Origin of the sequence: Arthrobacter sp. YN, assembly GCF_002224285.1 — a bacterium.
Classification (GTDB): Bacteria; Actinomycetota; Actinomycetes; order Actinomycetales; family Micrococcaceae; genus Arthrobacter.
In genome coordinates this window covers 4,281,506-4,306,732 of the sequence record NZ_CP022436.1, presented here as the reverse complement: position 1 = coordinate 4,306,732, position 25,227 = coordinate 4,281,506, and the positions used below count along the sequence as shown (strand labels likewise).

The window sequence follows — 25,227 nt, the reverse complement described above, 5'->3', positions numbered from 1 at the left end:
TTTTGTGGTCGTTAGTGCTGGACGTCAGGTTTCCTACGAACGACGACGGCGGTCACGTCGTCTTCGGCGGTGGCCGCAGGTGCCAACTCCAGCAGGGCCGCGCACACATCGTCCGACGTTTCCTCGCTCCGGGCTGCCTTTTCGACGTTCCGGATGAAATCTTCGAGGGAAGCGTGGGCGTCCAGTACGCCGTCGCTGACGATTACCAGCGAATCGCCGGGCTCCAGGTGAAGCTCGGCTGCCGGCCAGTGCTGACCGTCGAGGATGCCCACCGGGGGCCCGGCGGATACAAGCCTCTGCGCCGCTCCCTCAGCCGGGATGTACAGCGCGAGGCCGTGACCGGCGTCGATATAACTGAGCTTTCCGGACGAAGCATCCAGCCGCGCGTGAAACATCGTGGCGAAGGAACCGGACTGGTCCAAGTCCGAAGTGATGGTGGCGCTGGCTGATGCGAAAGCGGCGTCGATCGCCGGAGTATCGGCCACTGAACGCATCACCGCACGGACGGTAGCCGCGATCAAGGCCGCGCCCATGCCCTTGCCCATGGCGTCCGCGAACGTCAGGTGCATGCCGTCGCGGGTCTGGTACCAGTCGTAGAAGTCCCCACCTACGCTGCGGGTGGGGCGGAAGGCGCCTGCGACGTCGTATCCTTCGAGGCGGACTGTTTCGCGCGGGAGGAGGCTCTTCTGCACCACTGCTGCGCGCTCGAGTTCGTCCGTTTGTCGGCTGTCCTCGGCCGGCAATGCGGGCGTGCGGGCCCGGCGGAACAAAGCGCGGATACGGGCTTGGAGTTCCTTGGGACTGAAGGGCTTGTTGATGTAGTCGTCGGCGCCGATGTCCAGGCCATTGAGCCTGTCAATCTCGTCTGCGCGTGCCGTGAGCATGAGGATGTAGGCGTCCGAGAATTCGCGAAGCCGGCGGCAGACTTCCATGCCGTCAATGTCCGGGAGATTCACATCGAGAGTCACAAGTTCCGCGTTGGTATTGCGGACAGCCTCGACGCCGGACAGGCCGTCAGGTGCTTCGGTCACCACAAAGTCGAGCTGCTCGAGGACCAGGACGAGGAGTCCGCGGATGTCGGCATCATCTTCGACGACTACAGCGTGGCGCACGGGTGGGGAAGAGACCATGGCTCCATTAACTAATGCTGCTGGGTATTTGTCACGTTTAGTCACGACACATGAAACGCCCGCTCACAAAAGTGGGCGGGCGTTACATCTTTTGTTCAGTTGTATGAGAGAGGATTCGGCTCAAGCACGCGGGATGTGAGAGAGGGTTTCTCTCAAGCACGCGGGATGTGAGAGAGGGTTAGACGCCCAGCTCTTCCTTGAGCGCCTGGACGTGGCCCTGGGCGCTGACCTGGTACTGGGTGAGCTTCACGGTGCCTTCGCCGTCGAGGACAACTGTGGAGCGGACCAGGCCTTCGACGATTTCGCCGTCAACCAGCTTCTCGCCCCAAGCGCCGTAAGCGAGGGCCACTTTGTGGTCTTCGTCGGAGAGCAGCGGGAAGGTCAGGGCGAATTCACCGGTGAACTTCGCGAGGTCCTCTGGGCCGTCCGGGGAGATCCCGATGACGTCGTAGCCCTTGCCCTGGAGGCTGGCGAGGTTGTCGCGGAAGTCGCAAGCCTCGGTGGTGCAGCCGGGGGTGGCTGCCTTCGGGTAGAAGTACACAATGACGTTGCGTCCGCGGTAGTCGGACAGCGAGACCTTGGTGCCGTCGGCGTCGAGAAGCGCGAAATCAGGTGCTTGCGTTCCGACGAGGAGTTTCTGGGTCATGGCGATCCTTTACGTTTCACCGGCAAACAGCCGGCCTTTGTTTCAAACAACAGCGGTCATGCACATTGCGGGGGCGTTGATCTTTTACAACAGCGAACCTAGATGCTGTATTCCGCAGGTCCGCGCACTGTGGCATAGGGCCCTGGCACGAACTGGTAGCCGCCACCACGGACGGTGGCGACGGTGTGTCGGGCGGAGCCTAGCTTCCGCCGCACCCTTCCAACATAAACGTCGATCGACCGAAATGCCGCGCCGGGGAGGTCAAATGACTCCAGGAAACGTTGCAATTCTTCACGACTGATGGCCCGTGAGCAGTTGACCACGAGGTAGCGCAGCAGCTTGTATTCCATGCCAGTAAAGGAAACCGGCTGGCCGTCCAGCAGCACTACTTCAGCGGCGAGGTCCACCGCAAGTTGGCTGCGGCGGCTGGCCAACGTTACGGGCTCGACGGCGGTGCTGTCGCCCGCTTCGGTGCGGTCGCCGCCGTCGGAAATGGCTTCCGCACGGGTTACCGCACGCGCCTCCGCGAGGGCATCGGCGAGTGACAGCGAACCATTGGTACCGGCGTCGGCGGCTTCCTGCGGAGTGCCGCCCCAGGAAGTGTCGCCGACGCCGGAGTGCTCTGCCCCGGTGGCGGGCCAGATGCGGACTTCCGCCTCCGGGGCAAGTTTCATGGCGCGGGCCAGCACAAGGCGTGCGGCCCGCTCCCAGACTGCAGGATCGATCTCGTCGCCCTCGGCCGGGTTGACCCAGAGCGCCATGCCGTGTGCGGTCATGCCGTTCCGGCGCGCGGAAGTTCCCCGCGACGGCGGCGGCCCGTAGGCATTGACTGCCATGGCGATTGACCTAAACGTTGCCGCGGCGGAGCAGCTTGCCGCCGGGGTTCTGGCCGTCGATCGGGGTGCCGCGCAGGTAGGTCTTGCGGACGACGCCGGCCAAGGGACGGCCGTCGTACGGCGTGATCGGGTTCTTGTGCTTGAGCTTGGTGACGTCCACAACGAAGGCTTCGTCCGGGGCGAAGATGGAGAAGTCGGCGTCGTAGCCCAGGGCGAGCTGGCCCTTGTTGTGCAGGCGGGCCAAGGCGGCGGGCTTCTCGGCCATCCACGAGACAACTTGCTCCAGCGGGATGCCGCGGTGGCGGGCTTCGGTCCAGATCAGGGACAGGCCCAGCTGCAGCGAGGACACGCCGCCCCATGCCACGGCGAAGTCGCCATTCTCCAGGTCCTTCAGGTCCAGTGTGGAGGGGGAGTGGTCCGAGACGATGCAGTCGATGGTGCCGTCCTGCAGGCCCTTCCAGAGGAGCTCGCGGTTGGAGGCCTCGCGGATGGGCGGGCAGCACTTGTAGGCTGTGGCGCCGTCAGGGATTTCTTCGGCCATGAGGGTGAGGTAGTGCGGGCAGGTCTCAACGGTGAGGTTGACGCCGTCGCGCTTTGCCGAAGCGATCATGGGAAGCGCGTCGGAGGAGGAGAGGTGCAGGATGTGGGCGCGGGCGCCGGTCCAGCGGGCGCGTTCGATGACCTCTGCGATTGCCTTGTTCTCGGCGCCGCGGGGGCGGGAAGCGAGGAAGGTTTCGTAGTGGTCGCCGCCCGGGTGCGGGGCGCGGTCGATCGCGTGGGAGTCCTCGGCGTGCACGATCATGAGGGAGTCGAAGGACTTGAGCTCAGCCATGTCCTCTTCCATCTCGTCCGCATCCAGGTGCGGGAACTCGTCCACGCCGGAGTGGAGGAGGAAGCACTTGAATCCGAAAACGCCTTCGTCGTGCAGCGGGCGGAGGTCGCTCTTGTTGCCCGGGATGGCACCGCCCCAGAATCCGACGTCCACGAACGCCTGGTCCTTGGCGACGACGCGCTTCTGCTCCAGGCCATCCACGCTGGTGGTGGGCGGGATGCTGTTTAGCGGCATGTCGATGATGGTGGTGACGCCACCGGCGGCTGCGGCGCGGGTGGCGGAGGCGAAGCCCTCCCACTCGGTGCGGCCGGGCTCGTTGACGTGGACGTGGGTGTCCACCAAGCCGGGGATGAGGGTTTCGTCGTCTGAGAGTTCGATGACCTCATTGCCCGTCAGGCCGTTGCCCAGGGGTTCGATGGCGACGATGATGCCGTCGCGGATGCCAACTTCGCGGGCTGCGAGGCCGGCGGTGGTCAGGATGCGCTGGCCCCGGATAACGAGGTCATAGGCGCCGATTGCTTCAGACATTGAGGTACTCCTTGTTTTCGGTCCGTTCCGCCAGGTACACGCCTATGTGCTTACCTAATTGTTCAAGCAACGGACCTGCTTCAGCGATACATTTTTGGACATCTTTTTCCAGATCGGTCAGTGCGTGGACCGTATGGAAGCCGGCATCCGTGAGTTGTTCCCGGCTCAGGGTACTCCGGCCGCAGACTGCGATCACGGGAACCCCGTTCCTTTGTGCCGCCCGCGAGACGCCCATGGGGGTCTTGCCGAGCAGGCTTTGCTCGTCCAGGCTGCCTTCTCCAGTGATCACCAGGTCGGCGCCTTTGAGCCTGCGCTCGAGTTCGGTGAATTCAAGCACGACGTCGATACCCGGCCGCCGCTCAGCCTTCAGTGCCGCGATGGCAATGTAGCCAACGCCGCCTGCTGCTCCAGCGCCTTCTGCCTTGGCCGCGAACTTGGCATGCTGCCCGGTGGTTGCCGCGAGGACGTTGACGAAGTGGCTTGCTGCGGCGTCCAGTTCGGTGACGTCGTCCGGCGTCGCGCCTTTCTGGGGACCGAAGATGGCTGGGGCTCCGCTGGACCCCAAAAGGGGATTGTCGACGTCGGACGCCAATACGAACTCCGTGGCCTCGATGCGGACATCGAAGTTGGAGAAGTCGATGCTGTTCAGCTGTGCCAAGGCGGCACCGCCGCCGGGGAGCTCGTTGCCGTTCTTGTCCAGGTAGACGGCGCCGAGGCCCTGCAGGACTCCCGCGCCGGCGTCGGTGTTGGCGCTGCCGCCCACACCCAGGATGATCTTGCGGCAGCCGAGGTCCAGCGCGGCGCGGATGAGTTCGCCCGTGCCGATGCTGGTTGCGGTTTTGGCCGTCTGGGACGTGGGGCCGTCCGGGAGGAGGGCGAGACCGGAAGCTGCCGCCATTTCGATGACAGCTTCCTGGTCCCGCACCGCGAAGTCGGCCTTCACCGGCTCGCCGAGCGGGCCGGTGACGGTGGTGGTCCGGCGGGTGAAGCCGGAGCCGATGGCGGCGTCGATGGTTCCTTCGCCGCCGTCGGCCACCGGAATGCGTGTTGCTTCAATGCCTTGGCCGAACCCCGCCTGCAGGCCTGTTGCCAGGTGCTTGGCGACGTCGGGCGCGGACAGCGAGCCCTTGAATTTGTCCGGGGCGATGACAACACGCATTCCGGTGCCTCCCTTCTTTGCTTACTTACGCTTTGGTCAGGATCGCGGTGGGTGCGTCCGCCGCGGACTCTGCCAGCTCTTCGAACTCGTTCACGCCGTTGATCTCAACGCCCATGGAGATGTTGGTGATCTTTTCCAGGATCACTTCAACAACCACAGGAACCTTGAACTCGCCCATCAGGGCCTTGGCCTTGTCGAAGGCGGCGGGCAGGTCGTTCGGGTCCTCAACGCGGATGGCCTTGACGCCCAAGCCCTCGGCAACCTTGATGTGGTCCACGCCGTAGCCGTTGGTCTCCGGGCTGTTGATGTTCTCAAAGGCCAGGGAAACGTTCTGTTCCATGTTGAAGCCGCGCTGGCTCTGACGGATCAGGCCCAGGTAGCTGTTGTTCACCACAACGTGGATGTACGGCAGGTTGAACTGTGCGCCTACGGCCAGTTCCTCGATCATGAACTGGAAGTCGTAGTCACCGGACAGGGCAACAACGGTGGCGTCCGGGGTTCCCCTCACAACGCCCAAGGCAGCGGGAGCGGTCCAACCCAGCGGGCCGGCCTGGCCTGCGTTGATCCACTTGCGGGCGCCGAACACGTGCAGCATCTGTGCGCCGGCGATCTGCGACAGGCCAATGGTGGACACGTAGGTGGTGTCGCGGCCGAAGGCCTTGTTCATCTCCTGGTATACGCGCTGCGGCTTGATCGGCACGTTGTCGAAGTTGGTCTTGCGGTGCAGGGAGCCCTTGCGCTCCTGGCACTCGGCAACCCAACCCGCGTAGTCCGGCAGGGTCTTGGCTGCCTGGCGTTCGCGAGCCAGCTCCAACAGACCGTCCAGCGCCGCACCGGCGTCGGACGCAATGCCCAAGTCCGGCGAGAAAACGCGACCGATCTGCGTCGGCTCGATGTCGATGTGCACGAACTTACGGCCGGCCGTGTAGGTGTCCAGACCGCCGGTGTGGCGGTTGGCCCAACGGTTGCCGATGCCGATCACGAAGTCGCTCTGCAGGAACGTCTCGTTGCCGTAGCGGTGCGAGGTCTGCAGGCCAACCATTCCGGCCATCAGCTGGTGGTCGTCCGGGATGGCGCCCCAGCCCATCAGGGTGGGGATGACCGGAACGTTCAGGATCTCGGCCAGCTCAACCAGCTGTGCGGACGCGCCGGCGTTGATGATGCCGCCACCGGCAACGATCAGAGGGTGCTTGGCTGCGGTCAGCAGGTCCAGTGCCTTTTCCAGCTGCTTGCGGGAAGCCTTGGGCTTCTCGATGGGCAGGGGCTCGTAGGCATCGATGTCGAACTCGATCTCGGCCATCTGAACGTCGATGGGCAGATCCAGCAGGACCGGGCCCGGACGACCCGAACGCATCAGCTGGAAGGCCTTCTGGAACGCGCCGGGAACCTGGCCCGGCTCCAGGATGGTCATGGCGAACTTGGTCAACGGCTTGGCGATGGACTCAATGTCCACGGCCTGGAAGTCTTCCTTGTGCAGCTTGGCAACGGGTGCCTGACCCGTGATGCAGAGCATGGGGATCGAATCAGCCTGGGCTGCGTACAGGCCGGTGATCATGTCCGTGCCAGCAGGGCCCGACGTGCCGATGCAGATGCCGATGTTGCCATCAGCTGCGCGGCTGTAGCCGTCGGCCATGTGGCTGGCGCCTTCTACGTGGCGGGCCAGCGTGTGGCGGATGCCGCCGTGGGCACGCATTGCTGAGTAGAAGGGATTGATCGCTGCGCCGGGCAGACCGAAAGCTTCGGTTGCGCCTTCCTTTTCCAGGATGGCTACGGCCGCATCAACGGTGCGCATCTTTGCCATGGTGTACTCCTTGTTTTTTGCCCTTTCGGGCGAAGTCTGTGGTGTTTTTGGGTGTGGTGAGGGAGCCGCCGTCGTTTACTTACGACGGCGGGTTCCCTGCTTGTGTTGCTTGGTGCCCTTGGGCCTCTGGTTAGTTGCGGCCGCTGAGCTGGAGGACCTGCTTGAAGAGGCCCGAGTGGTCGAGGCCGCCGTCGCCCTGGTTGACGGTTGCGGCGACGAGCTGGGCGACGACTGCGCCGAGCGGGACAGCGACGTTGGCTTCGCGGGCTGCGGAGGTGACGATGCCGAGGTCCTTGTGGTGGAGGGCCAGGCGGAAGCCGGGGTCGAAGTTGCGGTCGAGCATCTTCTGACCCTTCTGGTCGAGGACCTTGGAGCCGGCCAAGCCGCCGCCAAGGACCTTCAGTGCTGCGTCGGTGTCTACGCCGTACGCCTCGAGGAAGGCGATTGCCTCGCCGAGGACCTGTATGTTGACGGCCACGATCAGCTGGTTGGCTGCCTTGACGGTCTGGCCGGAGCCGGACGGGCCGACGTGGACGATGGTCTTGCCCACAGCGTTGAGGACATCCTGTGCTGCCTCGAAGTCTGCCGCTTCGCCGCCGACCATGATGGACAGGACGGCGTCGATGGCGCCCTGTTCACCACCGGATACGGGAGCGTCGAGCGGGCGGATGCCGGCTGCTACTGCATCTTCGGAGAGGCGCTTTGCGACGTCCGGGCGGATGCTGGAAGCGTCGATCCAGATGGTGCCCTTCTTCGCGTTGGCGAAGACGCCGTCCTTGCCGCTGACCACGCCCTCAACATCGGGGGAGTCCGGGACCATGGTGATGACGACGTCGGCGTCCTTGACTGCGTCCGCGATGCTGGTGGCACCCTGGCCGCCCTCGGAGACGAGCTTGTCGATCTTGTCCTGGCTGCGGTTGAAACCGGTGACCGTGTGGCCGGCCTTGACGAGGTTGATGGCCATGGGGAGGCCCATGATTCCGAGTCCGATGACTGCAACGTTGCTCATTGTGGTTCTCTTTCTGGGGAAGTCTTTGTGTGTTTTAACCCGGGTGTGCTTACCCAACTAGGTGACAGTAAGTGTCGTACTGAGTGCTCAATGGAGCGTTTGCTGTTACCTAGTTGGGTCTACGTGGCCTAGTTGGCGTTGGCGCGCTGGCGGATGGCCCAGCTGAAGGCCGATTCCTGCGGTTCCTTGTACTCGAGGCCGATGTAGCCGTCGTAGCCGAGTTCGCGGCTGCGGGCGATCCATTCGCCGAGGGGGAGCGTGCCGGTTCCGGGAGCGCCGCGGCCGGGGTTGTCGGCGATCTGGATGTGGCCGAAGTCCTTGGCGTGGTTCTCGATGACGGATTCGACGTCGTCGCCGTTGACTGCCAGGTGGTAGAAGTCGGCGAGGAGCTTGATGTTCTGTGCGCCGGATTCTGCCTTGACGCGGGCGATGACCTTGAGTGCGTCTTCGGCGGTGAGGAGCGGGTACTTGGGTGCGCCGCTGACCGGTTCGAGGAGGACGGTGCCGCCGATGCGCGCGACGCCTTCTGCTGCTGCGGCGAGGTTCTTTGCCGCGAGTTCGTCCTGCTCTTCAGGGGTGAACTCGTCCTGGCGGTTGCCGTAAAGGGCGTTGAAGGCCTTGCAGCCCAGGCGCTCACCGATGCCGGCTACGACGTCGATGTTGTCCTTGAACTCGGAGCAACGTCCCTTCCAGGAAACCAGGCCGCGGTCGCCGCCGGGCATGTTGCCGGCGTTGAAGTTCAGGCCCGTGAGCTGAACGCCGGCGTCCTTGATGGCGGTTTCAAACTCTGTTACTTGGGCGTCGGTGGGGACGGAGGTTTCGAAGGGCCACCAGAACTCGACGGCGTCAAAACCGGCTGCCTTCGCGGCGGCGGGGCGCTCGAGCAAGGGCAGCTCCGTCAGGAGGATGGAGCAGTTCACTGTGTACGTCATCGTAGGTCCTTCCGAGGAGGGGCTTGGATCTATCTTCGCTTGCTTGGCTGCTGCCTTAGTGTTTGGCTTCAGTTTCCGCTTTGTGGAATTTAGATTCTGCTTTATGAAAAGTTTAGGGAAGGTGGGGGTGGGAGTCAAGGGGGTGGGTGGGGAGGTGGGGGGTTTGGGATACCAGGAGTGGTGCACATGAGGTTTGTGCCGCATGGCGTGGCGGGGTCTTCGTTTCAGTCGTGCAAAGTACCTTCGCTGGATTTCGTCGAGCCGACGATCGGGAGGGAAAGCGCTGACTAGCCTTACTTCCTGTGTGCCTTGGTGGTGCGTAGATTGCCATCGTGCCAGATGCACCTGCAGCTCTCCTGCCGCGTCCACTCAGCGTCGGAGACGACGCACCTGACCAAGAAACTCCACCCGCAGCCCTGGTTAGAGCTGCGGCCTTTGTTCGTCTGATGAAGTACGCCGGGCCCTACACGACATATGCGTTGTCATCGGCGTGATTTCGGGTTGCGAGTTTCCAGCCGACTGCGCAGCTAAGCTGCAGGGCTGAAAGGCCGGTTTGCTGGGCCCTTCCAGGTAGACCCCCGGCCTGGACCTGAATTCCGGACGCCTGTATGAGGTCGGGAGTAGCGGCGGACAGGTGTTACAGGTTTGCGCACAAGTCGTGCAGCTACGGACCGTCCCTATATATTTAGGGGGACATGAGAACCGGAGAGTGCGAAGTGACCGTGTGGGCAAGACGGCGATGATGCCCACCTTGACGTTGGAACTGGCCACCTCCCCGTTGGGCGGTACAGCCCTTAGGTAATGGCAGAATGCGGGTGGTCTACATTGGGGAAGGTCACCGACCTTCCTTTGCTCAGAAGCGAATTTGGGCATTTCAAGGGCAATACGACAACCGATTGCGCGGCTGTCTGGCCAGCCGTGGGTTGACGTCACGTGTGCCAGCTGCGGTCAATCTGCCTGGCCCAGTGCGTGTGGCTGTCATCTTGCAGCAAATGCTTATTCCGGAGTTCTCCGGTGTCGCCTTTACGCGGGACCCGGTGACCGGTCGCCACACCGTTGTGATCGAGGCAGTGCACGGCCTAAGTGAATCACTTGTGTCGGTTAGGAAGGACCAGAACGGTGGCTGATCCGGCCCGAAGGCGGGCCGGACTGTTTGGTGCAGCGCCAGATCCTCAGCATCGAACAGGCGGAGGAAGTGGCGAGGGTTGCGCTACGCATCGAAGCGTTGCTTGGCGGTGGACAAGACATTGAGTGGGCCATAGCCAACGGGCAGGTCTGGGTGCTGCAGGCGCGGCCGATCACCGCTGTTCCCACGACCTGTACCACCGAGCGCAGAAGGTGAGGACACGAAAGGACCAAGCCCTCAGGCTGCTCTTTCCCACGACGTCTACGCAGCCGGAATCCCGTAAAAGGAACCGACCGCTTGGATCAATCCGTCTGCGGCAAGGTTTGAAGAAACACCCCCCGCCAAGGCGTAGGCGCCCTCCCGAATCCGGGAAATGAAGGCACTGGTCGCTTTGCCCGGCTTCGGCCCGTCAGACTCGACCGCAGCTTTCAGGTCGGCAACAGCGTCGCTCCGCAGTCCAAGCTCGACCGCGGCCCTGACCAGGGAATCAACATCACCCTTATTGACTACTGCTCTTTGCCGAATGTCGGAACCGGCGGCGATGTTGTTGCCATCTCCGTTTACCGTGAAGTTGAAATTGTTAGTCACAAGTCGCACCTCGGGGTCTGCTGTTGTTGGGCCATCCGGTTCTCCCGCCTTAGGAGAGACCCTCTCGAGTTCCAGTGCGAACTGCAAGGCAGTAGTCCGCACCGAATCGATGATGCCACGAATGGCGTTCTGAGGAATGGTTTGTTTGGCCGAAATGAGTTCCATCAGGTAGAACCCGGTTCCACCCTTTCTCTCTGAGACCAGCCTGCCGTACTCGTGAACGATGAAGGGGTCCCAACTCATGCTGGGACTGCTTTCGCTGCTGCCTAGGAGTTCAAGATCTGCAACAGGTTGACGGATTTCGGCTCGGAACCAGCCCTTGACGAAGTCTTCCGGGATTCCAACCTCGGAGACGGCATTGGTGATGTGACCGCTCGGCCCTAGCCACGTACCCGTGACCAGTGTCCTAAATGGACCCCTGTAGGCTGGCACGGTTTCATTGTTTTTATAACCAAATAGCTCCCTGCGCACCCAGCTCTCCAGATTATCCGCACGAAGTCTGTAGGCCACCGTTTGAACCTTCCTGAGTAGGTTCGGCGTCGTGAAGTTATCATCACTGGCAGCATCAATAATTTCAGAAAGCTTGGTCATGAACTCATTCCAAAATTGGAGGCAGGAATACTAGTTTGAGACATTTTGGCTAACATGTCGACGATGAAGATTAGGTTCTAGCTCAACAGTTCGGCAAGATCAATCTTCTTTCGCAGCTTTGCGATCGGTCCGCCCCAGATCTTGGTGCGGAAAGACCATTGACCAGCGACCAGACTGGGAGCGACGCCTAGTGTTTTGGCAAGCGAAACTATCCCCTTCTCTGTTGTGTTTCTAGTGAGTTGTGCCCTATAGTCTGCGGGTATTAGGTGGTCTTGCGCAAATGTATTCGCAGCCGTCTCTTGCGCATCGGCATCGTCGTCCGCTTTGAAACCCTCATCTATGAATGTGCTTCTCTTGGGGTGGAGAAGTACGTGTGCAATTTCATGCAAAATGGTGAACCACAAACTATCGAGAGCTTTATAGCGACTTGTTACGGCGATCATTGGCGTCCCATTAATCCAACGCGACACACCACTGATACGCGTGTTTGGGACTTCAGGCACAAAGACAAGCACAACACCTGCTGTAAGCAAAAGTTGTTGTGCCTGTATAAAGGCCTCGGCAACGTCTTCAGTTACGGTCAGCTTAGGAAGATGTTCTGCAGCAGCCTTGAGCTTTGCAGCATCATAGGCTGGTGCATTCGCCATTAGCCTCTCCGCATGCTGTTCGGACAAACGTAACCAGAGAGCAGTCAAATTTGGGTCAATAGAATGAACTTGACTTCTTTTATAGGATGCTTGCGGTTCGAGCCAGGTCTTTGTATATGCAGAAGGCGATGCTACTGAGAAGAAGTCTAGAAGCTTTGCAGCAAGCTCAGAGCCCACATCGGTCTTTTCAATAACTTTGCGATCAATCAATAATTGTCGAGGGAAGGAACTCGCCCAGTCGACAAATCCGGCAAGGGCCCTGCTTCTGTCCTTACGGGCCTGATGAATCTGGCGTTCAGCCTCCATATGCAGCCAGGCCTCGGCAGATGTCCCCAAAATTTGTTCGAGGGTAACGGCAACCTCAGGAGAAAGCGCTGCTGTCCCCTTGATCACGAGGTTGATGTGCTTGGTGCTTAGACCGGTACGAGCGGCGAGTTGTGCTTGGCTGATTGCTTGATGATCGAGTTCCCGTTGTAGCCAGCGTCCAGGCTGGGGGGCGAAGTCAAACTGCGGGTCTGTGGCGGTGTAGGTGGTCATCATTCTCGATTCAGATCGCTGGCGGGAGGATTGACCGGCCGCGAATATGGAAGTCCTGGACGAGTAACGCTTTGGAAGAAGCGTGATCGGACAATGAAGCCCGACTTAGCACATCCCGCGGAACACCGTCGGGACTGAGTGGTCGTACATGCATTTCAACCTCCTCGATCGAGAGCGCCAGCTTCCCCGCGTCGACGTCGATCTGAACACTTTGAAAGGTCATGAGGTCCCCCAGCCGGGGGCATACCTGACAAGGCTGAGGAGATCTTCGGCTGCGGATGCCTGACCATCGGCGACAGCACGTAGGCGCGCCCCCGTGACACACGAGAGTTCAAGCTGGGGGCTTATCCACGCAAACTGCAATCTTTACCTCTTTGGTAAACGGAACATGTGATAGAGTCGGATTTACCCGACAGGTATAGGTTACCTTCTTCCGGCCCGGAAGAGACGCAGGTTCAGAACAAAATAGAAAGGAGGGCCACCACATGGCCTCCCACACCAACACCTCCCTTCAGATCGTCATCGACGACAAGGCATTCCACACCCAAGACGGCGACCAGGAAGCCGCAGCACTGCTGCTCCTGGCCGGCCGTGATCCGAAGGTTTTCGACCTCTTCTTGCTCAAAAAGAACGGAGTGGAAGAGAAGATCCGCGATGGGCAGATCATCAACCTCAGGAATGGCGATCACTTCGTCTCTCGCCAGAAACTCCACTTCACCATCGACGGCGAACCGCAGAGCAGCTACGACGACGACCAATCAGCGGCTGCGCTCCTGCGCCTCGCGGGAGTGGACCCAGCCGGTTACGACCTCGCACGCATTCTTCCTGCCGGTGGCACGCAGACCTTCTCCGACGCGCAAATCGTGAAGATCCGTAACGGAGACGAGTTCGTAACCGCCAAGCATGTGGGTGGTGTAGCGTGAGTGAAGTCACAGTTCTGGCAGGACCGGCCCAACAGTTCATCAATGACATGACTGCAGTCGGTGCACCGGCCCGGGCAGACGGACTCCGTATCCTCTACGATGTCGTCGCCGTGGGCGGAGCCCTTAGCGGGCAGACGGTAACAACAGGCGTCAGCGTCTCCGAAGTGCAGAGCTGGCCTATGGTTCCGCCTCATTGGATCCACCTTCCAGAATCGATTGCATTTGCCGCGACGAACGTTGATGAGGTTGACTGCCCACCGGGATGGAAGAGGCACTCACGCGAATACACCAATACCGACATGTCGGTCCCACCGGCTCTATCGTGGCTCCGGCACGTGCGGGGTTTCATCTCTGTCGCAATTCCGCAGGCGGCCTGAAATGCGGTATTCGGTAGCGATGACCGGCGAAGTCGAAGCAGCCATGCGTGACCACCTCATTCGCGAGGATGGTCAGGAGGATGTGCTTGCCGCTACATACGTCCTATCCACCGGTATGGAGCGCACGACGGCGTTAATCAGGTCTGTCATCCTGCCCAACGAGGGCGACAGACACGTGCATGGGAACGCATCTTTTACCAGTGGATACGTACTCCGTGCCTCGAATGAGGCCCGGGCCGCTGGCCAGGGGCTTGTTCTCCTGCATTCCCATCCTGCTTCTCGGGGTTGGCAATTCCTCAGTGACATGGACTGGGATACGGAGTCTGAGTATGAGCGCGTCGCCCGTGCCATTACCAAGATGCCGCTGCTGGGAATGACTCTCGGTGGACGGGACACTTCCTGGTCTGCCAGGTTTTGGTTCGACCGTAAGGTGCCGACTTGGGCGGAGTCAGTTCGATCCGTGGCACCTAAGCTGAGGGTCACATGGAATGGCGAACTGCGGCGGATCCCTGCCAACACACGCTCGCAACAGCGGACGGTGTCCTCGTGGGGCGAGCGTTCTCAGGCATCCATTGCGCGGCTGCGTGTGCTGGTCGTCGGCGGCGGCAGCGTCGGCCTGGACATTGCACAGCGTCTGGCTGCAACCGGTCTCACTACGGTCGGCGTGATGGACTACGACGCCGTTGAGACGGCCAACCTGGACCGTATGATCGGGGCAACAAGGCTCGACGCCGCACTCGGACGTTCCAAGGTTGACGTAGCCGCACGGCTGATGAGGTCTTCCGCGACAGCGGAGTCGTTCGAGATCCATCGCCACGAGACAAGTATCACCGATCCCGTCGGCGTGAGTGCGGCGCTCGATTACGACGTCATTTTTTCCTGCGTGGACCGGCCATGGCCCAGGGCAGTGCTGAACGCGCTCGCTTACACGGACTTGATTCCGGTCATTGACGGCGGAATCGCTCTCGACACCTTCGCCGATGGTCGAATGCGCAATGGGATATGGCGGGCGCACACCCTCGTTCCTGGACGTCCGTGCATGGCCTGCATTGGTCAGCTGGTTGTCGGGGAGATTTCGCTCGACAAGCAGGGGCTTTTGGATGACCCTGTGTACATCGCAGGCACAGGCCGGGAACTTCCCTCCCGCCAAAACGTCGCCGCGCTCTCCGCCAGCGTTAGCGCCGCGCTTCTGGCGCAGTTCGTCAGTCTCACTGCACACCCGGGCGGGCGCGGCGTCCCCGCTCCGCTGCGTCATGTGCTGTCAACACAGACACTTGAACACTCTGCTGCAACCTCCGGACCATACTGCACTTTCGAGAACGCGACCGCTTTAGGTGATACCCGAATAGCGATTGCCGAGCACCGCGAGGACTGGCGGGCAGTTGTTCAAGCGCGAACATCCACGAAGCATCCGTTGCCGCTGCGCGCCCTCGCCATGGCAGAGAACATCCTGCAGCGGGCGATTCATCGGATCAAGTAGGAGGCATGATTGTGGGGCGGCCAGATGCGGTCGCGTCACAACTTCTTTCACAGGGCTACCAGCATGCCCGCGAGATGGCGTCGCCAACACCGTCCATAACATTTGCCGTTCACAACAGGAAAGGTTCCCCAGTGGCCGTCTTTTACTTCAATACCAAAGGTAACCCCATCGCTTTCCGTCGTAGCGAGAAGGATCGATACCTTTTTGACAAAAATGGAAACTGGATTGGTTGGTTCCCATGGGGCGATAACGATGCTGTCGACAAGGAAGGAAACTACCTTGGCACCGTCGTTGGGAACCGCCTTCTCAAGCGGGACTCCCAGCCTTACCGGGGGTATCCCGGCTACCCGGGATATCCCGGCTACGCGGGCTACCCCGGGTATCCGGGATACGCCGGATACGCCGGCTACAAATCAGGATTCTCCGACGTTCCGGAATCAAGTCTTAGGGGATGACGCCTGGGACAGTTCAACCTGGCTCGCAGTTCCCGAGCTGTCCCCCACTTCTTGGGTCGGTGGGACAGACATAAGCCAGTAACAACTGGGACATCATTGTGCCTAGAGATCGGCAACCGGATTAGTTCAGGACCGTCGTTGCGGACGTTGTTGTCTCGGTTGCTGACGACCCCACGTCGTGAGCGTGGGATCTGGCAGGGAATCAAGCAAATGCTGGTTGTCGTTCTCATCCGTGAAGTCAGGGGTGAGTTGGTTCGCACCGTATCGCGGCGCGGTGCGCCCTAGTGTTGGTGTCCCTGGCCGGCGGTTCATTCTTGGGATCCTGAGTGGCTGCGAGGGAGCTGCCGCCCGGTTCTGCATCCGGATCTCGCTGTGGCCGGAAACGGGGTTCGCAGATTCTAGTGTTCCGATCCTGCTGATGACCTCTTTGAGAGCTTATACCCCAAGCTACCAATATCAGTCAAACAATCATAAACGGCATTATGCGCTTACACTTGTTTGAACTGTTCGAACAAATGATGTAGGGATCATGACCGACGTTGAGAGTTCCTTATCGCTCGCGCTCCGTGTTCTGCGCCGTGCGGCTGTCCGGATTACTGGTGGCGATCTTCGGGCATTGTCCTTGTCTCTACCGGGCGGCACGGCTAAGACTGTTGCCCTCTTGGCCCCTGCCTTCAGCCCCACCCCTAGCAAAATCGAGGCCGACTTGGCCCGGCATCCGAAGACACCCATCATGTACGTAGTTAAATCGCCTGGCCATGCCGTGCTGGCATCGGCTGAAAGAGGAGAGGTGGACCTGGTCTCAATTGAACCTCCCGCAGTTCTCGTCGGCGGTAGATGGCTGCTTGATTTGAAGACCGAAGAGGGGGTTCCGGGCGCCCAGCATCGGAGAGGAAAGATGCCTTGGGGACAGTTAGCCGCAGAACGGGCATTGATTGTTAGCCCTGATCCAATGAAGCAGGCTGACATAGCCGACGCGGCCATGATTAGCCAGCAGGCTGTCTCCAACGCGTTGAAAACCCTGGATGATTTTGTGGTCAGAATGAGCCAGGGCTGGACGGACAAGGAAACCAGACGGCTCGTTGACCGATGGATGGAAACGTATCCCGGCCCTGGCGGGGCCTCAACGTTTTGGTACAGCCTCGACTCACCCGGTGAACAAGCGAAGGCTGCGGTCCAGTTGGCTCAGGACTTGGATTCCAGTCCGCTCGTTTCAGGTGATGCGGCCGCCGATCTCATCGCTCCTTGGCGCCTTCCCATTACGACGAGACTGTACGTCCGAGAGATGGTGGACTTCACAGAGGCCGGTTTCACGCCAGCGGAACCGCGTGACGCAACACTGATAGTCACCGTTCCCGATGATCCCACTTTGTGGAAGACAGCCGAGCTCGGTAAGCAGACTGATATCCCACTGGCGGACCCGCTCATCGTGTTGTGGGATGTACTGCGTAGCAGTGGACCTGACGCCGACGAGGCCGCTGCCCGGCTGAGGGAAGCTATTGAGGCCAAATCCGAGAGTAAAGGAAAGCACTAAAATTGCAACGCTCGATCACCGTGGACTCCGTTTCCCAAGCATCGGACCGGGGATACCAGGCTCTGGCGGACCTAGCGTCGGCAGCTGAAGGACTCGACTACAGGGTCGTCGGAGGTCATATGGTACAGCTGCTCATGTATGTGTATCCCTGTGAGTTGGCAGTCCGAAGGGGTACGTCCGACGCTGACGCAGGCATCGACGGAATGACTGCTGCTGGGCTCAAGCTTCATCACCAACTGTTGGCCCGAGACTATCGGGCGACCGCAGGATCCCATTACGTCAAAGGCGAGGACGGTGAGCTCGTCGAGGTGGATCTATTGGTACCCCGCACGCTCAATGCGCGGACGGAGGAACTGGGAGGAAGAACCTTCGACGCAATCCCTGGGCTTGGCCTGGCCCTTAGTCAGGAGCCGATTGACCTATCGGTAGTGGCCCGGCTCCTGGCAGGAGGCGAATTGAAGTTCTCCGTGCCCATTCCGGGAATCGAAGTCGCTTTGATTATGAAAGCCTTGGCTATGCAAACCCGATCAGCGCCAAAGGACCTGGCTGATCTCTGCTCCCTTTTGGAGATGGCGCATCTCCATAAGGCATCGCTTGACTGGAAGCTGGACAAGGAAGAAGCCGTGCTTAAGGGTCACCGCAGAGACGGTGCCAGAGCACTCCATCAGATCGTGGCCCAGGTCGAACTTGGGGCTGTTGCGCACGAACCACCCCGTACTCCGCCCCCACGAATGGCGGCTCTCATAAAAAGACACGTCGCCGTACCTCCCAAATAGCGGCCAGAACCCAGGGGGTCGGATGCCCGACCCCCACATACCAGCCTTACTGGCCGTGCTGTCAACCTGGCAATACGTCCTAGGGTGTGACGTTTCGTCGCGCGGCGCGACTTCGCTTTCCCCTTTGGCCGGCACCATATCGGTTTCTGCCGGGTGGTTTAGCGACCGTATCCGGAACCTTGTCGGCCCGCGCAAATCCGCGGATTCGCGGGCCATTCCAGCCGGGTCCATCCCAGCTTCTGGGCCCGCTGCGATGGACCCGCGACCGACCACTAATAGCCGCTTGATGCGCATTTCCCCAGTTCAGGGGCACATTGAAGCGTCCAGGGATGCGGATCCGGCGACCGACAAGGAGGAGAGGGGTGATCGTGCATCGGAGGCAATAATCACTGTTCAAATTGACATAACATCCGCTATCGGCGCGCTGAGCTGGTTCTTCGGTATGAGGCGATAGTTGCCGCCGTGCATGTCTCACTGCGGCAGTCATTGCTTGGTACTCGGGCGTCAAGGGCGTCGCGTAAAGAATCTATTTAATTCGACCCCTCTCGTAAAGGCTTCGGTCAATCCGTAAGGCTCTGTACCGGGGTCGCGATGTCCAAGCAGACCGTCTCATTTCGATTTTCTCAATGTTGATGAGTTCGCACCTTTAGCGAGATTGTGGGAGGTTTGTTCATTCTTGATGTCGCTGTTCTGACGGGGCGCGAACCCGTCAACGGGTCGGTTCACCTACGACCGCACGCACCGATCACGTCAGCGGTCGAATTGCGACTGATCGTCAGGCATGGCCGGTTTCCATACTCCGACTAAGCTGAGGAGCGCCGCTGGGCATGCCACGGCAATTGTGCAGAAGCCGCAGAATCGCTCGCGGAAGGACAATCGAATGAGTCGGCCGACAGTGCAGGATGTCGCGAAGACTGCGGGTGTTTCCGTAGGCACGGTTTCGCGTGTCTTGAACGGAAGCTCGGCTGTCAGTGATGCTGCCAAGGAGAAGGTCAACGCGGCAATCCGGGAGCTCAGCTACCGTCCGCTCGCCTCAGCGCGAGACCTAAGAAGAGACCGAACAATGCGGGTCCTCGCGCTCGCGAAGAACCTGGACTCGCTGGTCATCAGCGAAGTCTTCCGAGGTGTCGGCGACGCGGCGGCAGACTCGGGCTACGTCAGCCTTATCGCAGCGACTGACGGAGACCTCGACCGCGAACAGCAACTGGTGGACATGCTGCGGAACGGATCTGTGGATGGGCTAGTGCTGTTTTCCCCGACGATGCCGGACGACGACGTCAACACGGTCGCGGAGCAAATGAGCGTCGTTCAGGTCTGCGAAATCGTCGACGCGGAGGCGGCTTTCGGGGTGTCAATAGATGACCGCCAAGCTGCCTACGACATCACCAAGCACCTGATCGACACGGGCGCCAAGAAGCTGGCCATGCTCGCCCATAGGGGTGCCCGCTCCGGCCGGCTGCGCGAAGAAGGATTCCGTCAGGCACTCGCGGAAGCGGGTCTTGAACCAGACCAGATCCTGTTCGGCGAAGGCAACTTCGGCTTCCACGCCGGCCGCACGCTCGCCAAGAAGCTTCTCAAAGCAAAAGACCGCCCTGACGCCGTTTTCTGCGGGACCGATGTCGTCGCCGCCGGGTGCGTTCGGGAACTCACGGATGCCGGACTCCGAGTTCCACAAGACATCGCCGTGGCAGGTTTCGACGACTCGGCCCAAGCAGAGATGTGCGTCCCGGAGCTCACCACGGTCCGACAGCCGGCCTACGAAATGGGCCGAGTCGCGTTCGCTGAACTCCTGGAGCGGATGACCGTCGAGGGCTCACATCGCAAGGGGAGAACTTTCCTCCCGCACGAACTCGTCATCCGAGACTCCACCAAATAAAGAGGGTTGACAGCCCTCCGTGGTCCCTGTCACACTACTTTGGAATCGATTCCACGGCCGCGAGGCCGATTCTTTTGAACACATTTGGAATCGATTCCACGAATCAAATAAGAACACCGGCAAAGAAGCCACCCTCAGCACGCGGTACAGCCAAATCGCGCACTGAACGCCACTCACCCACAGCCACCAAAGGAGCCACTTGTGGACTTGAACCGACCTGCTCTACCGCTCCAGAACAAAGCCACAAACCGAAAAGCACTGGCGGCAACCGCAATCGCCGCAGCCCTCCTCCTCAGCGCCTGCGGCGGGGGAGCGGCACCCCAAGGTGCCGAGCAAGCGGCAGCTGCCGATCCGGCGTCGGGCGCTAATGCCAGCGGTGCCGTGAACATCTGCGGCGTCAAGGACGCGAGCGGCATCTACAAGGGAACGGCGGAGGCGTTCACCCAGGCGAATGGCAAGGTCACGGCCAAGTACACCGAGATCGGCGCCACCACGGATGAGGCCCGCACGCAGATTGTGCAGCGGCTCGAGGGCAAGTCCACTGAGTGCGACCTCTTCGTCACGGACGTCATCTGGACCTCCGAGTTCGCCTCCCAGGGTTGGCTGCTGGACCAGACCAAACTGGTGGAGGCCAACAAGGACCGACTCATCCCCTCCACTGTGGAAACCACCAAGTACCAGGACAAGTACTGGGGCTCGCCGTTCTTCACCAACGCCGGGCTGATCTACTACCAGAAGGACAAGGTAGCCAAGCCCGAATCCTGGCAGCAGCTCTACGCAGAAGCCGCCAAAGCTCCCGGCAACGGCTACGTCTACCAGGGCAAGCAGTACGAGGGCCTCACGGTGAACTTCCTCGAAATGCTCTACAGCGCAGGCGGCGAAGTCCTCAACGACCAAGGCGACGTAAAAATCGACTCCAAGGAAACCCGCGACGTCCTGAACTTCATGAGCGACGGCCTCAAGAACGGCTCAGCCGATCGCGCCGTCCTCACCTACAACGAAGACCCGGCCCGCCTCGCCTACGAGTCCGGCGACTTTGGATACCAGCGCAACTGGCCGCACGTGTACCGGCTGCTCAACGCGACACCGCTGGCGTCCAGCTTCGCCGTCGCGCCGCTGCCCGCATGGGAAGGCGGCAAGGCCTCCGGCGTGCTCGGCGGCTGGAACCTCGCGATCTCGGCACACTCCACCAACCAGGCTGGGGCTGTCGCGTTCATCGACTTCGCCACCACCCCGGACTGGCAGAAGCACGTGGCCATGGACTACTCACAGGCACCCGTGAACGAAGCCGCCTACTCTGACCCCGCGGTACTGCAGAAGATGCCGTTCGCCACGGAACTCCTCGCTTCGGTGAAGGGTGCCAAGCCGCGCCCAATCTCCCCGGTCTACCCGCAGATCTCGCAGGCGATCTACAAGAACGTCTACGCCGTCCTCTCCGGCACCGCCTCCACCGAAGAAGCCGTGAAGAAGATGGCTGACGAAATCACCACCGCCAAGGCGAGCTTCTAGTCATGGCCCTCAAGACACTCCTGCCGGGCCGCAGCCCAAGCGGCGCGCCGGCCCGCCCTGTAAGCGGCCGCGACCGCGCCGAACGCAAGCTCGCGTTCCGCATGACCGCCCCGTCGCTGGTCATCATGGCGCTGGTGGCGGCGGTCCCCATCGGCTACGCGATCTGGCTCTCGCTGAACCAGTACAGCGTCCGCACGGCCGGCCTGTCCCGCTTTGTCGGCCTGGAAAACTACATCAACGCCCTCGCTAGCCAAGAGTGGTGGGCTGCGTTCGGCCAGACGTTCCTCTTCGCGGGCCTCTCTGTGAGCTTGGAACTCATTCTCGGCACGGCCATGGCGCTCCTGCTCAACCTCGCGTTCAAGGGCCGCGCCGTTCTGCGCACCGTGGTGCTGCTGCCGTACGCGATCATCACCGTGGTCAGCGCCATCACTTGGCAGACGATGTTCCAGCCCAACATGGGCCTGGTCACCAACGTCCTCTCCACGCTGGGACTGCCGGGCGGCGACGTCGTCTGGCTCGGCGAGCACGGCTACGCGATGGCCGTGATCGTCATGGCCGACGTCTGGAAGACCACGCCCTTCGCGGCGCTCATCATCCTGGCCGGCCTGCAGGTCATCTCCGCCGAAACGTACGAGGCCGCGGAACTCGATGGCGCCAGCAAATGGCAGACCTTCGTGAACATCACCCTGCCGCTCCTGCGTCCGGCGATCGTCCTCGCCGCGATCTTCCGCACCATGGATGCCCTCCGCGTCTTCGACCTGCCGTTCGTCCTCACCCGCGGCGCCAACGGCACCGAATCCATGTCCATGCTCGCCTACACGCAACTGCGCGAAAACCGGCTGGTGGGCGAAGGCTCGGCGCTGTCCATCCTGACCTTCCTCACCGTCATGGTGGTCTCGGTCATCTACGTCCGCTTCGCCGGCGGCAACATCCGCGACGTCGCGAAGGAGGAACAATGAGCACGCTGACTGCAGAACGCCCGACGGCGGAACTCGCCACGCGCGCCAAGGCGCCGAAACGTCGCCGCTTGCGTGGGGAAGCGAAACTGCACCCCATGGTGTGGGTGTTCGTCGTGGCGGTCATGGGCTTCTCGCTCATCCCGTTCTACTGGCTGGTCAACACCTCGCTCAAGAAGGGCGCGAGCCTGTCCCAAGGCGAGCTCTTCCCGAGCCAGCCGACACTCGAGAACTATCAGGTGGTCTTCCAGAACCCCGAGTTCCTCCTGGCCTTGCGCAACTCGGTGATTATCGCCGTCGTGACTACAACAGTGGCGCTGGTGTTCGCATCCTTCGCCGCGTACGCGCTGGCGCGATTGAAGATGCGCCGCAAGGCGATGATCCTGACGCTGATCCTCTCGGTCACCACGTTCCCGGCCATCGCCATCGCGGCCCCGATGTTCTCCATCTGGCGTGAGATCGGCTTGTACGACACATTGCTGGGCCTCATCATCCCGAAGCTGACGTTCGCGTTGCCGCTGGCGATCTACACGCTGACGTCCTTCTTCAAGGAGATTCCGCGTGAACTGGAGGAATCCGCGTACATGGATGGCGCCACACCGTTTGTCGCCTTCCGCAAGGTCATCCTTCCGCTGGCGGTCCCTGGTCTGGCGACGACGGCGATCCTGGTGTTCATCTCGGTCTGGAACGAATTCCTCCTGGCCGTCACCCTGACCACCTCGCCGGAAGCCCGTCCGGTCCCGGTCGCGATTGCGTTCTTCAGCGGCACCAGCGAGTTCGACCAACCCCTCGGCACCATCAGCGCAGCGTCGGTGATCATCACCATCCCGCTCGTGATCCTGGTGCTCGTGTGCCAGAAGCGCATCGTTTCCGGCATGACGGCCGGCGCGGTCAAGGGCTAGGCCCCGTCACGAAGTCCCCAAACCCCTCACAGACTCTAAGAAACCCCAGAAAGAACAGGAATAACGTGAGCATTCAGCAGCAGGCCCCGTCCGCAACCCTCAAGGTGGGAGTTGTGGGCATCGGTTGGGCCGGCCAGCAGCACCTCAAGGCGTACAGCAATATCGACGGCGTCGAAATAGTCGCCGTCGCGGGGATGGAAGCTGACCTTCTTGCCCAGCTGAAGGAGGAGTACAGCATTCCCCACGCGTTCGCCCGGTGGGAGGACCTGATCGAGCTCGAAGGCCTCGACGCCGTCAGCGTCGCCGTGCCGACGTTCCTGCACGCACCGATCGCCATTGCCTCGCTCGAGCGCGGACTGCATGTGCTGAGCGAAAAGCCGTTGGCGCGTAACGCCGTCGAGGGTCAACAGATGGTGGACGCCGCCCGTAAGGCCGGCCGCGTGCTGGACGTCGCGTTCAACCACCGCCGCCGCGGCGACATCCAGGCGCTCAAGGAAGTGATCGACGCCGGGACGCTGGGTCGCCCGTACTACGCCAAGGCGTCTTGGCTCCGCAGGCAGGGCATTCCGATGCTGGGCAGCTGGTTCACCAACCCGGAACTCGCCGGGGGTGGTCCGCTGGCTGACATCGGCGTGCACGTCCTGGACTACTCGCTGCACCTCCTCGGCGAGCCCAAGGTGCTGGCCGTCTCGGCGTCGACCCATTCCGAACTCGGCCCACGCGGCCTCGGAGGAAACGCCCGCTACACAGCTTCGAACTCGAGTCATAAGTTTGAAGTGGAAGACTTCGCTTCGGCGTTCATCCGGCTGGAAGGGGGCGGTACTTTGATCCTGGAAGCGGGCTGGGCCACCTACCGCGACGAGCGGGACCTGATGGACTTCACCGTTTACGGGACCGACGGCGGCGCGGACTTGCGCTCGGTCGGCGCCTCCGAGAACCCGGTGGCGGACGTTCATGTCTTCACCGAGAAGGACGGCGAAAACGCCGACTTCGAGGTGGTGGCCGAACCTGGACGGGCCCACCAGGCCGTCGTCGACGACTTCGTTGCCGCCGTGCGCGGCGGCGAGACTGTGTGGGGAAGCCATGACGGGTCCCTTGCCTTGAGCCGCGCCCTGGTGCTCGACGCTTGCTACAAATCCGCCCTCGAACAACGTGAAGTGGTGCTCTGAAATGTCTGATTCGAAATTGAAGATTGTCGTCTGGAACGAAGGCGTGCACGAGGCCCGCAACGAGCCCGCCACGATCGGCGAGATGTACCCCGAAGGGATCCACGGCGCCATTGCTGCCGGACTGCGCGGTTTCTTCCCGGACTCCGAAATCTCGACGGCGACACTCGCCGATCCCGAGCACGGACTCTCTGAAGAGGTGCTGGAGCAGACCGACGTGCTGCTGTGGTGGGGGCACATCGCGCATCAGGAAGTCAGTGACGAAGTGGTGGATCGCGTGCAGCGCCACGTGCTGGGTGGCATGGGCCTGGTGGTGCTTCACTCCGGGCACTTCGCCAAGATCTTCACTCGATTGTTGGGGACCACGTGCTCGCTGAAATGGCGCAACGAGGGCGAACGTGAGCTCGTATGGACGGTCAAGCCGTCTCACCCCATCGCGGCAGGTATCGAGAGCCCGATCGTGATTCCGCAGCAGGAAATGTACGGCGAACTGTTCGACATTCCCGAGCCCGATGACCTTATCTTCATCAGCTCGTTTACCGGGGGAGAGGTGTTCCGCTCCGGCGTGACGTTCTCGCGCGGCAAGGGCCGGATCTTCTACTTCAGCCCCGGCGACCAGGAATACCCGGTGTACCACCAGCCGCAGATCCAGAAGGTGATCGCGAACGGTGTCGGCTGGGTTGCCCAGCCTGGTGTCTTCCGTGAGGCGCCCGAGGTTTCCAATCCGGCGCGGGAGTGGTTCGAAGGGTCGTAGGCCGCGAGGGCTTCCATTCATCTCGCTGGCTGCCGTCGAAGAGCCAGCAAGGAACAGGAGCATGGTGACGGCGGTTCCGTCTTTTCGATGGACGTGCCCAGACCCCGGGGGATCGAGCGTCGGTATAACTATTCCGTCCCGGGGCCGGACGGTGTTT

General features: G+C 61.4%; 23 protein-coding genes. 13 read left to right on the top strand and 10 right to left on the bottom strand.

Features of this window, described 5'->3' with window-relative positions; all coding sequences use genetic code 11:
* Positions 1–11: 11 nt before the first annotated feature.
* The 8 genes from CGK93_RS19750 to CGK93_RS19715 all read right to left on the bottom strand — a co-directional run bounded on the left by CGK93_RS19750 (position 12) and on the right by CGK93_RS19715 (position 8,873).
* Positions 12–1,130: a PP2C family protein-serine/threonine phosphatase gene (locus CGK93_RS19750; RefSeq protein WP_089596280.1), complete on the bottom strand. Its 1,119-nt coding sequence runs from the start codon at positions 1,128–1,130 to the stop codon at positions 12–14.
* 178 nt (positions 1,131–1,308) lie between these two features.
* Positions 1,309–1,776, bottom strand: a complete 468-nt coding sequence (bcp, locus tag CGK93_RS19745; protein ID WP_089596279.1) for a thioredoxin-dependent thiol peroxidase — start codon at positions 1,774–1,776, stop codon at positions 1,309–1,311.
* Between the two features lie 98 nt (positions 1,777–1,874).
* Complete coding sequence (locus tag CGK93_RS19740) at positions 1,875–2,612, bottom strand: winged helix-turn-helix domain-containing protein (protein WP_089596278.1); 738 nt, start codon at positions 2,610–2,612, stop codon at positions 1,875–1,877.
* Between the two features lie 10 nt (positions 2,613–2,622).
* On the bottom strand, positions 2,623–3,972 hold the full coding sequence (gene allB, locus CGK93_RS19735; RefSeq protein ID WP_089596277.1) for an allantoinase AllB: 1,350 nt from the start codon (positions 3,970–3,972) through the stop codon (positions 2,623–2,625).
* Complete coding sequence (locus CGK93_RS19730) at positions 3,965–5,131, bottom strand: glycerate kinase (protein WP_089596276.1); 1,167 nt, start codon at positions 5,129–5,131, stop codon at positions 3,965–3,967. Before CGK93_RS19730 ends, allB begins: the two co-directional genes overlap by 8 nt.
* 25 nt (positions 5,132–5,156) lie before the next feature.
* Positions 5,157–6,932, bottom strand: a complete 1,776-nt coding sequence (gene gcl / locus CGK93_RS19725; protein WP_089596275.1) for a glyoxylate carboligase — start codon at positions 6,930–6,932, stop codon at positions 5,157–5,159.
* Positions 6,933–7,062: 130 nt separating this feature from the next.
* Entirely contained in the window at positions 7,063–7,941 is an 879-nt protein-coding gene (locus CGK93_RS19720) for a 2-hydroxy-3-oxopropionate reductase (protein ID WP_089596274.1), read from the bottom strand.
* Between the two features lie 128 nt (positions 7,942–8,069).
* Positions 8,070–8,873: a hydroxypyruvate isomerase family protein gene (locus CGK93_RS19715; protein WP_089596273.1), complete on the bottom strand. Its 804-nt coding sequence runs from the start codon at positions 8,871–8,873 to the stop codon at positions 8,070–8,072.
* 809 nt (positions 8,874–9,682) lie between these two features.
* On the opposite strand from CGK93_RS19715, the gene CGK93_RS24690 reads away from it, so the two are divergent.
* Positions 9,683–10,000, top strand: coding sequence for a PEP/pyruvate-binding domain-containing protein (locus CGK93_RS24690; RefSeq protein WP_089596271.1), 318 nt, complete (start codon positions 9,683–9,685; stop codon positions 9,998–10,000).
* A 29-nt stretch (positions 10,001–10,029) separates the two neighbouring features.
* On the top strand, positions 10,030–10,215 hold the full coding sequence (locus CGK93_RS24445; RefSeq protein WP_269768458.1) for a PEP/pyruvate-binding domain-containing protein: 186 nt from the start codon (positions 10,030–10,032) through the stop codon (positions 10,213–10,215).
* Between the two features lie 45 nt (positions 10,216–10,260).
* Here the strand turns inward: CGK93_RS24445 and CGK93_RS19695 are convergent, their stop codons facing one another.
* Positions 10,261–11,178 (bottom strand): AbiTii domain-containing protein, encoded by a 918-nt coding sequence (locus CGK93_RS19695; protein WP_089596269.1) that lies wholly within the window; start codon positions 11,176–11,178, stop codon positions 10,261–10,263.
* Between the two features lie 77 nt (positions 11,179–11,255).
* Positions 11,256–12,365 carry a HigA family addiction module antitoxin gene (locus tag CGK93_RS19690; RefSeq protein ID WP_089596268.1) on the bottom strand — a complete coding sequence of 370 codons (1,110 nt, stop codon included), beginning with the start codon at positions 12,363–12,365 and terminating at the stop codon, positions 11,256–11,258.
* 482 nt (positions 12,366–12,847) lie between these two features.
* Between CGK93_RS19690 and CGK93_RS19680 the strand changes: the two genes are divergently transcribed.
* The 11 genes from CGK93_RS19680 to CGK93_RS19630 all read left to right on the top strand — a co-directional run bounded on the left by CGK93_RS19680 (position 12,848) and on the right by CGK93_RS19630 (position 25,070).
* On the top strand, positions 12,848–13,285 hold the full coding sequence (locus tag CGK93_RS19680) for a hypothetical protein (RefSeq protein WP_089596266.1): 438 nt from the start codon (positions 12,848–12,850) through the stop codon (positions 13,283–13,285).
* A 681-nt stretch (positions 13,286–13,966) separates the two neighbouring features.
* On the top strand, positions 13,967–15,142 hold the full coding sequence (locus CGK93_RS23680; RefSeq protein WP_232481417.1) for a ThiF family adenylyltransferase: 1,176 nt from the start codon (positions 13,967–13,969) through the stop codon (positions 15,140–15,142).
* A 5-nt stretch (positions 15,143–15,147) separates the two neighbouring features.
* The gene (locus CGK93_RS19670; RefSeq protein WP_232481416.1) at positions 15,148–15,597 is read left to right on the top strand and encodes a 4-fold beta flower protein; all 450 of its coding nucleotides are present in this window, start codon (positions 15,148–15,150) and stop codon (positions 15,595–15,597) included.
* A 529-nt stretch (positions 15,598–16,126) separates the two neighbouring features.
* Positions 16,127–17,131, top strand: a complete 1,005-nt coding sequence (locus CGK93_RS24270; protein WP_089596263.1) for a hypothetical protein — start codon at positions 16,127–16,129, stop codon at positions 17,129–17,131.
* Positions 17,132–17,250: 119 nt separating this feature from the next.
* Positions 17,251–17,907 carry a hypothetical protein gene (locus CGK93_RS19660; RefSeq protein WP_157731911.1) on the top strand — a complete coding sequence of 219 codons (657 nt, stop codon included), beginning with the start codon at positions 17,251–17,253 and terminating at the stop codon, positions 17,905–17,907.
* Positions 17,908–18,787: 880 nt separating this feature from the next.
* Complete coding sequence (locus CGK93_RS19655) at positions 18,788–19,783, top strand: LacI family DNA-binding transcriptional regulator (protein WP_089596261.1); 996 nt, start codon at positions 18,788–18,790, stop codon at positions 19,781–19,783.
* A gap of 201 nt (positions 19,784–19,984) precedes the next feature.
* Positions 19,985–21,292 (top strand): ABC transporter substrate-binding protein, encoded by a 1,308-nt coding sequence (locus tag CGK93_RS19650; protein ID WP_089596260.1) that lies wholly within the window; start codon positions 19,985–19,987, stop codon positions 21,290–21,292.
* A gap of 2 nt (positions 21,293–21,294) precedes the next feature.
* Positions 21,295–22,251 carry a carbohydrate ABC transporter permease gene (locus CGK93_RS19645; RefSeq protein ID WP_089596259.1) on the top strand — a complete coding sequence of 319 codons (957 nt, stop codon included), beginning with the start codon at positions 21,295–21,297 and terminating at the stop codon, positions 22,249–22,251.
* A complete protein-coding gene (locus tag CGK93_RS19640; RefSeq protein ID WP_089596258.1) occupies positions 22,248–23,150 on the top strand; it encodes a carbohydrate ABC transporter permease in 903 nt (300 codons plus the stop codon). Before CGK93_RS19645 ends, CGK93_RS19640 begins: the two co-directional genes overlap by 4 nt.
* A gap of 65 nt (positions 23,151–23,215) precedes the next feature.
* On the top strand, positions 23,216–24,319 hold the full coding sequence (locus CGK93_RS19635; protein ID WP_089596257.1) for a Gfo/Idh/MocA family protein: 1,104 nt from the start codon (positions 23,216–23,218) through the stop codon (positions 24,317–24,319).
* A 1-nt stretch (position 24,320) separates the two neighbouring features.
* Entirely contained in the window at positions 24,321–25,070 is a 750-nt protein-coding gene (locus CGK93_RS19630; RefSeq protein ID WP_089596256.1) for a ThuA domain-containing protein, read from the top strand.
* Positions 25,071–25,227 lie beyond the last annotated feature (157 nt).